15 protein-coding genes and 1 tRNA gene are annotated in these 14142 nt (G+C 37.2%); 6 read left to right on the top strand and 10 right to left on the bottom strand.

Annotation, left to right across the window (positions count from 1 at the left end; translation table 11 throughout):
• Positions 1-55 precede the first annotated feature (55 nt).
• Complete coding sequence (locus IPU53_RS16205) at positions 56-778, bottom strand: alpha/beta hydrolase (RefSeq protein ID WP_313886507.1); 723 nt, start codon at positions 776-778, stop codon at positions 56-58.
• 161 nt (positions 779-939) lie between these two features.
• Between IPU53_RS16205 and IPU53_RS16200 the strand changes: the two genes are divergently transcribed.
• From IPU53_RS16200 to IPU53_RS16190, 3 genes are all read left to right on the top strand, one after another.
• Positions 940-1944: a TAXI family TRAP transporter solute-binding subunit gene (locus IPU53_RS16200; RefSeq protein WP_207452059.1), complete on the top strand. Its 1005-nt coding sequence runs from the start codon at positions 940-942 to the stop codon at positions 1942-1944.
• A gap of 185 nt (positions 1945-2129) precedes the next feature.
• Entirely contained in the window at positions 2130-2645 is a 516-nt protein-coding gene (locus IPU53_RS16195) for a DUF1850 domain-containing protein (RefSeq protein ID WP_207452058.1), read from the top strand.
• Positions 2629-4611 carry a TRAP transporter permease gene (locus tag IPU53_RS16190; protein ID WP_207452057.1) on the top strand — a complete coding sequence of 661 codons (1983 nt, stop codon included), beginning with the start codon at positions 2629-2631 and terminating at the stop codon, positions 4609-4611. The genes IPU53_RS16195 and IPU53_RS16190 overlap by 17 nt, the downstream gene beginning before the upstream one ends.
• A 16-nt stretch (positions 4612-4627) precedes the next feature.
• Here the strand turns inward: IPU53_RS16190 and IPU53_RS16185 are convergent, their stop codons facing one another.
• The 9 genes from IPU53_RS16185 to IPU53_RS16145 form a co-directional block, all read right to left on the bottom strand.
• Positions 4628-5107: a hypothetical protein gene (locus tag IPU53_RS16185; RefSeq protein ID WP_207452056.1), complete on the bottom strand. Its 480-nt coding sequence runs from the start codon at positions 5105-5107 to the stop codon at positions 4628-4630.
• Positions 5079-5534: a hypothetical protein gene (locus tag IPU53_RS16180; protein ID WP_207452055.1), complete on the bottom strand. Its 456-nt coding sequence runs from the start codon at positions 5532-5534 to the stop codon at positions 5079-5081. Before IPU53_RS16180 ends, IPU53_RS16185 begins: the two co-directional genes overlap by 29 nt.
• Before the next feature lie 232 nt (positions 5535-5766).
• Positions 5767-6984, bottom strand: coding sequence for a Bcr/CflA family multidrug efflux MFS transporter (locus IPU53_RS16175; RefSeq protein ID WP_207452054.1), 1218 nt, complete (start codon positions 6982-6984; stop codon positions 5767-5769).
• A 255-nt stretch (positions 6985-7239) separates the two neighbouring features.
• Positions 7240-7911 (bottom strand): HAD family hydrolase, encoded by a 672-nt coding sequence (locus IPU53_RS16170; RefSeq protein WP_207452053.1) that lies wholly within the window; start codon positions 7909-7911, stop codon positions 7240-7242.
• 39 nt (positions 7912-7950) lie between these two features.
• A complete protein-coding gene (locus IPU53_RS16165; protein ID WP_207452052.1) occupies positions 7951-8415 on the bottom strand; it encodes an NUDIX domain-containing protein in 465 nt (154 codons plus the stop codon).
• Between the two features lie 144 nt (positions 8416-8559).
• Positions 8560-9012, bottom strand: coding sequence for a GNAT family N-acetyltransferase (locus IPU53_RS16160; protein WP_207452051.1), 453 nt, complete (start codon positions 9010-9012; stop codon positions 8560-8562).
• A gap of 105 nt (positions 9013-9117) precedes the next feature.
• Complete coding sequence (locus tag IPU53_RS16155) at positions 9118-10122, bottom strand: phosphotransferase enzyme family protein (protein ID WP_207452050.1); 1005 nt, start codon at positions 10120-10122, stop codon at positions 9118-9120.
• Positions 10123-10916: 794 nt separating this feature from the next.
• Positions 10917-11495, bottom strand: a complete 579-nt coding sequence (locus tag IPU53_RS16150) for a DUF6944 family repetitive protein (RefSeq protein ID WP_207452049.1) — start codon at positions 11493-11495, stop codon at positions 10917-10919.
• 338 nt (positions 11496-11833) lie between these two features.
• Positions 11834-11906 (bottom strand) — tRNA-Val (locus IPU53_RS16145).
• Between the two features lie 295 nt (positions 11907-12201).
• Between IPU53_RS16145 and IPU53_RS25305 the strand changes: the two genes are divergently transcribed.
• The 3 genes from IPU53_RS25305 (at position 12202) to IPU53_RS16135 (ending at position 14133) form a co-directional block, all read left to right on the top strand.
• Positions 12202-12324, top strand: coding sequence for a hypothetical protein (locus IPU53_RS25305; RefSeq protein WP_278253297.1), 123 nt, complete (start codon positions 12202-12204; stop codon positions 12322-12324).
• A 244-nt stretch (positions 12325-12568) separates the two neighbouring features.
• The gene (locus tag IPU53_RS16140; RefSeq protein ID WP_207452048.1) at positions 12569-13321 is read left to right on the top strand and encodes a Cof-type HAD-IIB family hydrolase; all 753 of its coding nucleotides are present in this window, start codon (positions 12569-12571) and stop codon (positions 13319-13321) included.
• A gap of 218 nt (positions 13322-13539) precedes the next feature.
• Entirely contained in the window at positions 13540-14133 is a 594-nt protein-coding gene (locus IPU53_RS16135; RefSeq protein WP_207452047.1) for a histidine phosphatase family protein, read from the top strand.
• The last annotated feature ends 9 nt before the right edge of the window (positions 14134-14142 follow it).

The raw sequence follows: 14142 nt of genomic DNA, 5'->3' as shown, positions 1-14142 counted from the left end.
TTTGCTTATATAAATATCTCATATCATAACTATAACAGATTCTTATACAGGTTGCTTAAGAAAACATTGTTTGTAATGCCCTTTTAACTTCAGGTTGCCAATATTTCCAAGAATGTCCACCATTAAATTCTTCATAAAAAATGTCATAGCCCTTTTCGATGAAAAGTTGATGAAGCTCGCGATTTGGTGTAAGAAAATCACGATTATTAGAAACTTTTACGACTGATTCTTCCTTGCCAACCACATGATAAATATTAAAGTTAAATACAGAAGGGGCAGATTCAACCTCATCAAGAATTTTCTCGTTTACATATGGAGAATGAAGAATAATGTTTTTAAATAGCTCTGGGTAATAAAGAGCAGAACGTAACGAAACGGTTCCGGCAAGACTATCTCCCATTAAGGTGCGTTTTTCTCTCAAGGAATAAGTTGGATAGTGCTGTTCGATCCATGGAATTAATTCATCTGCTATGAATTCCATGAATTTTAGATTTTCTTCTCCTGAAGGGTGATATTTATGGCGACGATCTTGTACACTTTTATAGTGGGTAGCCACAATAATAGTCTTCTCCAAAGTTCCTTGATCAATCAATTCATCCGCATAACGGGTAAGCTTTCCTAATTGAAAATAATCTTTCCCATCTTGAACAATAATCAAAGAGTATTTTTCGTTTTCCGAAAAAGAAGCTGGTAAATAGACAAGAAGTGGGATATTTTCTTGTAGTACAGTACTTTCAATATTTGCATCATAGATTTTTCCTCTTGGGAATGTCATCATGATCACCCTACTTTTTAAAATTTATTTTATCATAAAGTGAAGAAAAAGTATTTTAACTGGCTTATAAAGGGTATGGAGGTAAGAGTGAAAGCGTATGCTTTTATGAGGGAGATATGATAAACTATTCTTGTCCCAAATTATGGAAGAGGAGGAAAATATTAGTGAAAAGAAAAAGAATATTTTTATTGATTGCAGTTATCTCCATGCTTTCCCTGCTTTTGGCTGCATGTGGTGGGGATAAAAATGCCGATAACGAAAATAAGTCTGGTGATAATGGTGATGGGAAGGATTATGGTATTGATTTTCTCACACTTGCATCTGGGGGAACAGGGGGAACTTATTATCCGCTTGGGGGAACATTTGCCACTTTAATAGGTGACGCCACTGGTATTGAAGCAAACTCAATCACTTCCAACGCTTCAGCCGAAAATATGACTAGTATTCAAAAAGAGGATGTAGAGGTGGCTTTTACCCAAACAGATATCGCTACATATGCCACTGAAGGTACCATGATGTTTGAAGAAAAAATTGATAATGTGCAAGGTCTTGGTACGCTTTATCCAGAAACAATTCAGATCGTAGCTCTGAAAGGATCAGGGATTGAAACAGTTGCTGACCTAAAGGGGAAAACGGTTTCTGTAGGAGAAGCAGGCTCAGGGACACGTGCAAATGCTGAACAAATTTTAGAAATGTATGATATGACAGTGGATGATGTGAAGGCTCGTAATTTAGACTTCGATGATTCTTCTACTGGATTGCAGGATGGTACGATTGATGCAGCATTTATTACAGCAGGAACGCCAACAGGAGCAGTAGAAGGGTTGGCAGCAACAAAGGATGTTGTGATTGTGCCGCTTGATAATGATAAGATCGAGGATCTCATTGAAAAATACCCTTATTATGCGCAGGAAACGATTCCAGAGGGTACTTATGGTGCAGATCATGAAGTGGAGACAGTAGCAGTTCAAGCGATGCTTGTTGTAAGAAGTGATTTAACTGAGGAGTTAGTCTATGAAATAACGAAGGCAATTTTTGAAAACACCGACAAAATAGGCCATGCGAAAGGTGAACTAATTAAGGCAGAAAATGCTTTAAATGGAATGGGGATTGACGTTCATCCAGGTGCGCAAAAATATTTTGATGAAAAAGGTGTGAAAGCAGAATAATAGCCGAGGAATGAGGCTGAGACATAACTAAAATGTTAAGCTCCAAAGACCAACAATGCATTACTTTAGGGGAAGTATATTTCTGGAGCGGGGTATATGCACCATAGTAGTTCGGCTAAAACACTTTTGTCCCAGCCTCATTCCTTCCATTTCATGATAGAGTCTGAGAAATGTAGGAGATTTTATTGAAATATATAAAAGTTATATTTTCACTGTTAATGATCTCTGCGCTTATTTGTATTCCCTTTCAAAAGGCGTTAGTGATTGAGGGAGGGAAAACAAATGAATTACTTGCCTATTTGCCTTTATATCGAAGCGTAGACAACTTCCACATTCGTTATACACACTCGATTCACCTTTCTGATGTTGAAGAGACCTATACCGTCTTAGAGGATGGAACGATACGACAAATTGAATTGACATACGAAGATACAGCAATTGGGATGCCGTCTAATGCCGAAAAAGGGGAGACTTTTAAAATAGAAGACGGACAATATCGCCTTTTGAATATGAAAAGGGACTTCCCGTTTATCTATATGAAGACAGCACAAGTAGTGGGAACGCATCGGATTATCTACAATGACCATGAGCTGGACTTAGCTAAAGTGATTTCACCAGGATCACTCATATTATTGAAAGAGAAGCGTCTCGCTTTATGGGAGTTATGGAGAGGAGTGAACATTGTTGGCAGATCAACATGAAACACTGTCACAAGAGGAGCAACAAAAAATATTAGAGAAATATGATCCTGAATCTGCTACAAGGCATTTAAAAGGAATTCTGGGTAGTATCGTATTTTTAGCTTTATTAGCTTTTTCTATCTTTCAGCTATATGCTTCCATTACGCAATCTTTACCAAGGCAAATTTTATTATCTGCCCATCTTGGATTTGCTTTGTCCCTTATTTATATTTTATTTCCCGCTCGGAAAAAATCAAAAAAGAAAAATTCCGTTGCCTGGTATGATTATATTTTGGCGTTGCTTTCTGTAGGCGTTGGAATATATTATCCGCTAATGTTAGATACGATTGCCAATAGGGTGGGCACATTGACAACTTTAGATTTAACGGTTGGAACAATTGCTGTGCTATTAACCTTGGAGGCAACACGCCGTGCTGTTGGTATTCCCATTACAGTGATTGCGATTTTATTTATTGTCTATGCCTATTTCGGACAATCTATGCCAGGTTTCTTGGCCCATCGAGGACTTAATTTTGAAAATTTAATTAACACGTTATTTTTTACATCTGAAGGGATTTTAGGTACTCCATTATATGTATCCGCTACCTTTATTTTTTTATTTTTACTGTTTGGCGCTTTTTTAGTCAAAACAGGGGTTGGACAATATTTTAATGACTTAGCTCTTACAATTGCCGGGAAGCGTGTTGGGGGACCTGCAAAAGTAGCGATCTTTTCAAGTGCTTTACAAGGGACGATTAGTGGAAGTTCTGTGGCAAATGTTGTCACATCTGGTTCATTTACCATCCCCATGATGAAAAAACTTGGGTACAAAAAAGAATTTGCTGGAGCGGTGGAAGCAGCAGCCTCAACTGGAGGACAAATTATGCCACCTGTTATGGGCGCGGCTGCCTTCTTAATGGTTGAATTCATTGGTGGGGTGAGCTACTGGGATATCGCGAAAGCAGCCGTGATTCCAGCAATTTTATATTTCTCGGGAATTTGGATTATGACCCATTTTGAGGCTAAACGCGTTGGCTTAGTCGGTTTATCAAAAGAACAGCTTCCAAACAAAAAAGAAGTTTTGAAGAAAATCCATTTATTGATCCCGATTCTAATGGTTATTGTGTTACTAATGAGCGGAATGAGCGTAATGAGAGCAGCTCTTTGGTCGATTGTGGCAACTATTGTAGTCAGTCTATTCTTAAAAGAAACGAGAATTGGGATTAAGCAGATCATCGAAGCCTTGGTAAATGGGGCAAGAACTGCCTTAACAGTTGCTGCTGCCACAGCCTCTGCAGGGATTATTGTTGGGGTAGTAACAAAAACAGGACTAGGGCTAAAATTAGCCAACGGGCTTGTCGATCTGGCAAATGGCCAATTATTATTAACCTTATTTTTCACGATGCTGACAGCGATTGTTTTAGGAATGGGGTCACCGACTACCGCAAACTATGTCATCACATCAACGATTGCGGCACCAGCTATTGTTACTCTGTTAATGATGGATATGCCGGCTGGAGCAGCAGTGCCAGTGTCTATTGCAATTTCTGCCCATTTGTTCGTCTTTTATTTTGGTATTGTAGCAGATATCACACCACCAGTCGCTTTGGCAGCTTTTGCGGCCGCAGGCGTATCGGGAGGAGAACCGATTCGGACTGGAGTTAACTCAGCTAAACTTGCGATCGCAGCATTTATCATTCCATATATGTTCGTCCTATCTCCAGAGCTATTAATGATTGATACAACGATTCTCCAATTAATTTGGGTCCTCATTACAGCGATTACAGGAATGATTGGGATTGGCGCTGGCATCATTGGATTTTGGTATAGAAAATTATATTGGTTTGAACGCATTATTGCGATCGTTGCAGGGCTGATGCTCGTTTATCCAGAGGGTGTAACCGATAGTGTAGGACTCCTTGTCTTTGCTGCTATGGTGGTCAGTCAACTACTAACGAGGAAAAAAGGAAAATATAAACTAGCTTAAAGTATAAGGGGCCAGGTTATTTTTGGCCCTCCTTTAATGTAGAAATAGGATTAAATACTTCATAAGTTAACCATTTTGTATTTGGATTGTTTTCCGTTTCTTTTTGCTGACTTATAGATTGCAACCATAACAAATCATGTAAAATATTCGTTTGTAAGCATGAAATCTTCCTTATATGATAAAGGGAGGCGATACATTCATGTGAAAAATAATAAATTTCATGGATCAATATTTCTGTTTCTTCAATGAATACAGGAAGGGGAAGCGGAGTTTGTGCAAGTTCAGTTAATTCATATCTCTGAATAAGAAATTGAACAAATGCATGCATATATTCATATGAATCTGCAATGGATCGGACCAATAATCTTTCGTCGAGCCCACTAGCATGCATGCCTCTCCAAAGAAACAGTAAAGCTTTATGATATGTGATCATCGCTTCCCACAAAACGAGAAGAGAGTCACTAGCTTCATTCATTGAAGAATTCTTCGGGTTCATCTTGCCCACCTAAATTATCTTCATTGGATTCCCCTTGACTATTGGGTGCATCGTTCTCCTCCTCAGCAACTTCGGGCTCAGTGTCTTCATTTACTTCTTCAACCATCTCTTCAGTAAATAGGTTCGGGGTGTCAGAGGCATTTTGTCTTTCATCAAATGCAAAGATCTCTTCTAGCTTGTTTAATAAAAACCAATCTTTCATCACAGCTGACCTTAAAAGATGGAGAGCGGCTTTATTCATTGTCATAATTTCTTGGTTAGATGGTTGAGTTGGGAAATTATATTCTGAACCAATAAAGGCGTGTAGCTTCGATGCACCAGCATTAAGAAGATTGGCTAATGCCATTTCTTCGTGAGCAATGGAACCTAATAATTGATCGACGACTTCTTGTCTTGTGCTATTGCCAGCTTCATCAGGCATGTTCATTCCATAAACCTCCTCGCAAGTATGATCCTACAATATTTTATTGAATAGTTGTTATTACGTGAGTGTGATTTAAGCCCATTCCCACATTGTGAACGAGATTTGATATCCAATCTGAATCCATGAAGGCTCTAAGGAATGATGTGCTCGGATGAAAAAGGCCTCCAAAAGGCTGCTATCTTAAGCCTTTTGGAGACCCACTAGAGATGACGTTCTTTAAGCCGCCATATATTTCTCATGAAGCATATTTATTTTTTACGCGGGGCCGGGTTTTGCTCGCTAATCCGTAGTATGAAAGGGTGGCGAATAAGGCTGCACAAAAAATAAGCACACCCATTGGTTGAGCCGAATATTCTCCTGCAATCCCAACAAGAGGAGCGGAAACGGAGCCAAGTACAAAAGGAAGTAAACCTAAAAGAGCCGCAGCACTTCCGGCAATATGTCCTTGTGTTTCCATTGCCAAGGAAAACGATGATGTTGAAATGATCCCCATGGATGAGACGAAAAAGAAAATTGGAATAACGATTGTGACAAGCGGGCCTTTGAAAAATACGGCTAAAAGTAGCGCACTACTTGCAATCATTGCCAATGATAATCCAATTTTTAAAAAGCGTTCTTCTGACACCTTATCAGCAAGACGACCGACAACTTGGGTTCCAATCATAATTCCAATGCCATTCATCGCAAAGAGTACACTAAATAATTGTGGAGAGGCCCCATAAATATTTTGATAAACAAACGGTGTCCCGGAAACATAGGCAAAAATACCCGCTGAAATAAACCCTTGCGTAAGGGCAAATCCTAAAAACTTTCGGTCCATTATGAGAGAGAGGAAATTTCTAAAGGTCTGCCCAATATTACTAGGCACTCTATTTTCCTCAGGTAAGCTTTCAGTTAATTTCAGTGAGACGAACGTGACGAGAAGAATCCCGACAAAACCTAATGTAACAAACACGCCTTTCCAATTGGTGAACAATAAAATACTACTGCCTGCAACTGGCGCTAGAATTGGCGCTAAATTGTTAATGAGCATTAGTAATGAAAAAAACTTAGTTAATTCCCGCCCTTGATATAAATCGCGCACAATAGCACGAGAAATAACAATGCCGCCAGCAGCGGCGAAGCCTTGAGTAAAGCGGGCAGTGATAAACACTGAGATATTTGGAGCAAAAGCACAGAAAATAGATGCGACAAAGTATAGGAAGAGAAATAGTAATAATGGTTTTCGTCTTCCTTGAACATCACTCATCGGTCCAATAATCACTTGGCCAAATCCAAGTCCAAGTAAGCAAGCTGTTAAGCTAAACTGGACAAGAGAAGCGTTGGTATGAAAATCTTGGGTTATGGTTGGAAATGAAGGCAAATACATATCAATAGTAAGGGGGCCTAAAGCTGCCAACGACCCAAGCAATAATGCCAACTTAATTCTTGAATTTTTATCGAAACGTTTCAAATTAGTAACACCTTTCCTCTAACATTATTAAGTTTTGACCATAAAAAAAGAGATTTATAGAAACTCTCAAAAAATAACCGGATTCTATTATTCTTTACACATTATACGATAGTCTTTTGGGAAAGGAAATGTTTTGTGATCGCGCATCTACAGATGTCTGAAATAAATAAGGAAAATCTCGGTATGATTTTCGCTAGACTTTGCTTTGAGTCTTGTATAAAGGATGTAATCTAAATGTTAGATCAAATCAGTGATTTACTCTTCGATAAGTTCTATTATTTGCATGGGATTGTCTAACTTAGGAAAGCCTGTTACTCTTTCGCTTATAAAATCTGGTTGAAACCATGTTGCTTGATAAGCTTTTAAGCCAACTTTTGCAGCACCATATAATTCATTTGAGCCACCATCACCAATAAAAAGAGAGTGCTCAGGGGAAACCTTTAGCCGCTGACACGCCGTCAAATATATTTCAGCATTCGGTTTAGCTTGTTTTACCTTATATGAAAAAACTACATTATCAAAAAAATAGGCTAGTGAAGAAGTTTCCCATCCGGCGACTTCCTCGGCAGTACAATTACTAATTAAGCCAATTTTTATATTGCTGTCTTTCAATATTTGCAGCATTTGCAGTATTTCACTGTCTATTTCTTTAAAAGGAACCAATTTTGCCTTTAATCGGCGTTGGTGAATTTCTTCAATTACATTTTCATTTATTGGCTTGTTGAGCGATTGCAATATATCCTTAAGGCAGCTTTGATGATCGGGGAAAGTACCATCCATTCTCTTTTCTCTTCTGTCAGACCATGCCTTTTTAAAAAATTTTGCATCTATTCCTAACTCTACACTGGAGTATGTTGCTTTCCTCTGATTATTTTGCCATTCCGTAATCAGTGTTTCATATAAATCAAAAAATATTGCCTCAACCATAAAAAACCTCCTAACCTTGTATAGTGAACAATATGTATTTTAGTTGATATCTCCTAAATAAACAGGAAGATTATTCCCCTCAACATGATCAAGAACATACTGGCGTATGGATTGAGGATAGAGCCTATAGTTTAATAACTCCGTTAAAGGCAGCCACTCCACACTGATTTGCCCATCATCAGGCGAGCGGCCATTTCCCACATTATTAGAATTTCCCTTTATTTGACACAAAAACATATATTCAATTTGATGCACATCTGAATCAAAGGTAAAATGTTCATGATTTTTTCCAATATATTCACGGATAAATAGTAAATGATCAATCTTTACACTTGCGTTGACTTCTTCTACACATTCTCTTTCTAATGCTTCATAAAGCGTTTCTCCATGCTCTTGGCCGCCACCTGGTAAAATATAATAAATCCCATCGGTATCCTGTTTTTTGATTGCCAACAATTGCCCATCTTGAATAATAATCGCTTTTGCCGAATTTCTTATGTTCATCGTATCCCTCCACTCTCTATCTTACACCAGAAAAATAAAAAAATGCTTGATCAAGGGGATTTTTCAAACAAATTATAAATATGCTAGAGATGGAATAATCCAAAGCTATGAAGTTGAGATTATAAGTCTATAAAAACACATTCATTATCGGTTTGCCAATGTAAGCTGATAAAAAAGTTGAGAACCCTTATAGCCAGTTTTTATAAATCCATATTTTTCATATAATTTTACTGCACTTTTTTGCCAGGTAACCGTATCGAGAAGAATTTCTTCATATTCCTGTTGCTTTGCATGTTCAATCACCTGTCGTAACAGCATTTGACCTATTCCTTTTCCACGAAAGGGTGGTAGCAGGTACATACGCTTCAGAGTCCCTGTACATTGGGTATCTTCTCTTAAAGCTGAGGTCCCAATTATGTTCCCGTTATCAATAGCAATGCAAAATCCACCTCGGCCTCCATAGATGTGAGATATCTTATCCAAGTCGACGTCTAGTCTTCGATCATAATCAAAACCAAACTCTTGATGAACATTAATAATCAATTGCTTAACCGATTCAGCATATATTTCAGTAAATGGCAAAATTTCAACAGACATACTAACCTCCAATGACTATGATAGAGGAACTCTTTTGATTGCAAAATTCTGGCCATATGCCGAGCTCTTACCAATTATTTTCTTAACTCGTTCATTAATATCCTATTAATTCCATATATTAACAACCGGTTCACTCGTCTCAATTCTTACTTTACTTTCCTTCAAAAAATCGATACTCCATTGGTCTATGTTTGATAAATCCCAACTGCGATAACAGCCAATATAAACAATTATTTCTCTTAATTGTAGAAAAATAGGAATCTGTTTTAACCATTTTTCATCAAAATAGTTTTCCTCTTTATATCCTTTTAAGAAATGCTCCATAAATAAGCGAGCTTGAGATTCCTTACTCGCTTTTCCAGCTTCGCCTCCATAAACATAAACAAAATAATATAAGGGTATAGCAATATCTTCAACAAACCAACTATACTGTGCCTCATCAAAATCAAAAAGAGTGATTATTCCTTTATCCTTTACTAGGAAATTTCCAACTCCTATATCACCGTGAATAAGTCCATAGGAATGCTCATCTCTAGGAAAACTGGATTGGATTTTTTCAATGAGTTCGTCACAAGATTGATAAACTAAATATTGATCTGATGGGACAAACTTTCGAATGTTTTGCAGATAATAATTCTGGTTCCAGTCGTGCCTCCAAATAGATTCCTCCTTTGGTTTATAGCTTTTTGATAAGCAATGGATTTTCCCCATAATCTTACCAAGGTTGTAGTATAGATTTGTATCACTTAGACACTCAGGATAATCAATCTTTGAACCTTCTGCTTTTATAAAAGATGTCACAATGAATTTCACATCGGGTTTATCAATTACCTCTACATAAACACCTTGTTTAGATTGGATGGGACTAGATACAGAGACACCGTTTTTGGCTAAATAAAGAAGCCAATCAATTTCTCCCTTTACTGCATTTACACTACGATGAGCATTAGGAGTAAACCTTAATATGTAATCTTGATCATTTTTTGAGTACTCATATATAAAATTCTGCCAATTGCCAATATGGGTTAAATCACTCATTTCAATACCAAATTTAACTGCTCCAATGGATTGAATTTCTTGAGTGAATGCTTCAATAAATTTTTGATCCATAGATGGATACCTCGCTAATTTAGTTTATACATTACTTATTCGAGGTACTAATACTAATTTCCTTCAACTAACAGTCCGATTGAGTTACAAGAAAAGAGGGGACTTTCCAACAAGAAATGTAACGATTTTATCGTATATCCATCCATACTGTCTTGATAATGTGGAATGAAAAGGCTGGGATATAAGTAAAACGTTAAGTTCCAAGGACGAAGATTGGATTTAACTGAATTGCGTGGAAATATGATGATGAAATATTCTCCAGAGTAGCTGTTAAAGGATTAGTGGATAATACTGCTACAAGTAAAACTTTCATTTCATCACCTCTTTTTGCGTAATTGGTATTAAGCAATGTTAATTCATCACTTTGGAAAGAGTTATTAAGTTAAGTAGTGAACTTTAGGTTCCTATAATATCTCTTACTAGAGTGTATAGCACAAATAAAAGCTGTTATTATGACAATTTTGTGCTAATATATATTAGGCATCAAGAAAGGATGATCACCATAGACACTGAAAAATATGATCTTAATACTATATACATATTAAAGGAGCACCCTGATATAAACAGCGGTCGGTGTGACAACTGTAATAATGCTGCTTTTCACAGCTATTTACAAGAGGGTAAGTTAATCCGAAAATGTAAGTCCTGTGGCATGATGAAAAGTATTTAACCTTATCATAAGATGGAGTCCTTCAGTATTAAATATCTCTACAATAGTTCTCTATCTCCTAATTTTGACGTATCAAAAAAGCATCTAATAATAAAGATGCTTTAAATACAATCCTATAATTATTTTATTCATTCATGTTGAGACGTATTTCCTCCGCTTCCTCTTGGATTTGGCCAATCAAGGATATAACAGATCCTGTAGTCTGAATCCAACTTCCCACTGTCCCAATCTGACCTTGTTCCGAGTTATTTCCGTGCAGTTCCTGAATAGTACTTATTGCTTGCAAGGAGTTCCCAATGCCTTGTAAAAGGTTTCCAACAATATTTTCCGCTCTTCCAGCTTCTGTACTATCAAAAAACTCATCTGCCAGTCCTACAAAACTCCCTAAAGCCTGCATCCAAGTTCCTGCAATAACTACTCTTTGTTCTGTCTCTTCCTCAGAATAGCCATAAAGCAACATCCCTGTGAAAACGGTAGAATTCCCTGTTTCTTGAATTTCATCTCCGATTTTTTCGAGAGATACTGAACCTTGGCCATCTGCGGCCAATGCACTTCCCGAAGCTTGCAAAACATTTCCTATCAATCGCAATTGATAGCTTTGTTTTTCGCTTAAATGTAATTGAGGAGTATTGCCGATGGCCGATTGTATAGTTCCAATTGTCAGGAGAAAATAACCGATTATTTCCTTCAAATGATTATTCATGTGTATTTAATCCAACTCATTTTCGTTTCTAATACATTCTATTCTTAAACCGATTATTCAGTTCATTCCTTCCATCAACAGGGCATCATGCAACAAATCCATAGGCTAGGAGTTAATACCATCACAAGGCTTTAAAGAATACGGAGAAGCTAAATACCCTAATCTAGCTCCAGCGATCCTCTGACATTCAGTGGGGGATGAGGATCATGATGAAGTTCGCGATAACAATCGCTACGTCTGCACTAACACATTCTTTGCATCGATTGAAGCTTCACTTTATAATTTCCTAGAATAAAAAAACGCCAAACGCTGTTATATCAACATTTGACGATTCGTAGTGATTCTGACTGGTCTCGAACCAGCGACCTCCACCCTGTCAAGGTGGCGCTCTCCCAGCTGAGCTACAGAATCAATATATTATGTTAAAGACAAGTTTAATTATACTAGATTAATATTTTTAAGTCAATACTTTCAAATTCTTCCATCCCTTAATCTTCAATGAATCATGATTTTTTTACAATGTTGTTGCGAGAAAAAAGATGGCGGCAATACGTTGGAGAAGTCGTGTATCAGTCCTCTTAATGCGGAAGAAAGGAGCACAAACGAGAGAAAATACTGACACAAGAACAAGATTTAAAATTTGAAGTTTTGCTCAAGGCCCAAATGGAAATAATACAAATAACTAGGCATTGAGGAGGTCTAAAGAATGAATCTACTTTATATCAAAGCGATGGAAGTCTTTAAAAAAGATGCAGAGCGTCAGAATAGAGAAGGACCTCAAGATATTAAACCTCATATAAGAAATCAATGGCGAAAGAATAGGTATTAACAAGTATGAACGAGAATTGAAAGGCATTGAATGACACGCAAGAGGTCGTTCAATGCCTTTTGTGTTATAGAGTAAGCACTATTCAAAAAACAAGGATACTTTCCACAACGGTAAGGGTGGGATTCAAAACTTGATAAACTGGACAAATCAATATGATATAATGAAAATCACAATCTATCATTCCTGAACTCACCACCAATAGATACTTAAATTGATTGAATAAAAAAGGAGAGAAGTCGATTACATGGTGAAGTATAAAGTATTAGCCTTAGATTTAGATGAAACGGTTCTAACCCGTAATAAAAGCGTATCTGAAGCAAATAAGAAATGGATAAAACGAGCAGCTGACGCTGGTGTTATCGTAGTTTTGACAACAGGTCGAGGATTACAAAGAGTTGAACGAATTCGTCAAGAATTGGGTTTAGAGTCACCAATGGTACTTGCCAATGGAGCTGAGATCTGGAATAAACCTGGAGAGCTTGTGAAAAGGTTTTATATTAAGCAAAAGGATATTCGCATGCTGCACGCAATGGCTCTTGAGTCTGGGGGAAAGTTTTGGGGATATAACGATACAGACCATGTCAAGATGGAAGATTGGACAGATAATACCTTTGCAACGAATTTTTTCAAATTTGGCATTAGTCATAATGATGAACGGACCGTTCAACAATTAAGAGATAAACTAAAAAGTAGTGAAACATTAAATATCACATGGTCGTCGAATCGCATTGTTGAAATTTCACTTGTCAATGTTTCAAAGGCGACAGGCATACAGAACCTTTGTGAACATTTAGGGTTTGAAATGGCAGAAGTTATGGCGATTGGAGATAATCGAAATGACCTTGAATTAATCCAAGCGGCTGGTTTGGGCATTGCGATGGGCAATGCTGAGAAGGAATTAAAAGAAGTAGCAGATCAAATCACAACAACAAATGAAGAGGATGGGGTCGCCCGCGCAATTCAAAAATATCTTTTTAAGGAAGATGTAAGCTTATAAAGAAAGCTGTGCCTTGTTATTTTAGGCACAGCTTTCGTTTTTTTTCATAAAAGTAATAAAAAATCTGGTGTGCCCTTAATCTCTCTGAAAATAAGTATATGGACCATGATGAAAAGTTGTATGTACAATTAAAAACCGGTTCTCTAATATAAAAGTGTAATAGAAGATCCCAAGGAAACGAACTCTTTTTCTTATAAGATAAATAGGGGAGTGAAATAATGACTGAAATTGGTTTTGTAAGACACGGAAACACAAATTGGAATATTGAAAAGAGAGCACAAGGTCACTCACATAATCCATTAAATGAAACAGGCATGAGGCAAGCACATGCTGTTGGGAAGCGGCTGGCCGAAGAAGATTGGGAAGTTATGATTTCAAGTGATTTATTACGAGCCCGCCAAACGGCAGAAATTATTGCTTCCTATTTAAATTTGCCTATTTTCTTTGATAAGCGATTAAGAGAGATTTCGCGAGGGCAAATTGAAGGGACCATTGAAGAAGAGAGAATTAAAATCTGGGGTGAGAATTGGCACCAGCTTGATCTAGGTGAGGAAACCATTGAAGCTTTACGAGCACGAGGGGCTCAGTTTGTGGAAGACACATTAAAACAGTATAAAGGAAAAAAAGTATTGGTGATTACGCATGGTAAATTTCTAATTCAAACATTACATGAAATATGTCCAAATGAAACAGATCCACATGATTTAGTAAAAAATTGTTCTGTTACCATTATAAAAGATACGGAAAAAGGTGTGAGTTATAAACTTTATAATTGTACTCGCCATCTTGTTGAAAAGGAATTTACTAAATAATACGACTCA

Origin of the sequence: Bacillus sp. SD088, assembly GCF_017355205.1 — a bacterium.
In the GTDB taxonomy this organism is placed as follows: Bacteria; Bacillota; Bacilli; order Bacillales; family Bacillaceae_C; genus Lederbergia.
This window is presented reverse-complemented; position numbering and strand designations above follow the sequence as displayed.

Bases quoted from the DNA above. Each gene is read 5' to 3' on its own strand.
- IPU53_RS16170 (WP_207452053.1), bottom strand. From the start codon at position 7,911: ATGGTTGAGGCAATATTTTTTGATTTATATGAAACACTGATTACGGAA.
- IPU53_RS16155 (WP_207452050.1), bottom strand. From the start codon at position 10,122: ATGGATCAAAAATTTATTGAAGCATTCACTCAAGAAATTCAATCCATT.
- IPU53_RS16150 (WP_207452049.1), bottom strand. From the start codon at position 11,495: ATGAATAATCATTTGAAGGAAATAATCGGTTATTTTCTCCTGACAATT.
- IPU53_RS16135 (WP_207452047.1), top strand. From the start codon at position 13,540: ATGACTGAAATTGGTTTTGTAAGACACGGAAACACAAATTGGAATATT.
- IPU53_RS16165 (WP_207452052.1), bottom strand. From the start codon at position 8,415: ATGAACATAAGAAATTCGGCAAAAGCGATTATTATTCAAGATGGGCAA.
- IPU53_RS16205 (WP_313886507.1), bottom strand. From the start codon at position 778: ATGATGACATTCCCAAGAGGAAAAATCTATGATGCAAATATTGAAAGT.
- IPU53_RS16185 (WP_207452056.1), bottom strand. From the start codon at position 5,107: ATGAACCCGAAGAATTCTTCAATGAATGAAGCTAGTGACTCTCTTCTC.
- IPU53_RS25305 (WP_278253297.1), top strand. From the start codon at position 12,202: ATGAATCTACTTTATATCAAAGCGATGGAAGTCTTTAAAAAAGATGCA.
- IPU53_RS16160 (WP_207452051.1), bottom strand. From the start codon at position 9,012: ATGTCTGTTGAAATTTTGCCATTTACTGAAATATATGCTGAATCGGTT.
- IPU53_RS16180 (WP_207452055.1), bottom strand. From the start codon at position 5,534: ATGAACATGCCTGATGAAGCTGGCAATAGCACAAGACAAGAAGTCGTC.
- IPU53_RS16140 (WP_207452048.1), top strand. From the start codon at position 12,569: ATGGTGAAGTATAAAGTATTAGCCTTAGATTTAGATGAAACGGTTCTA.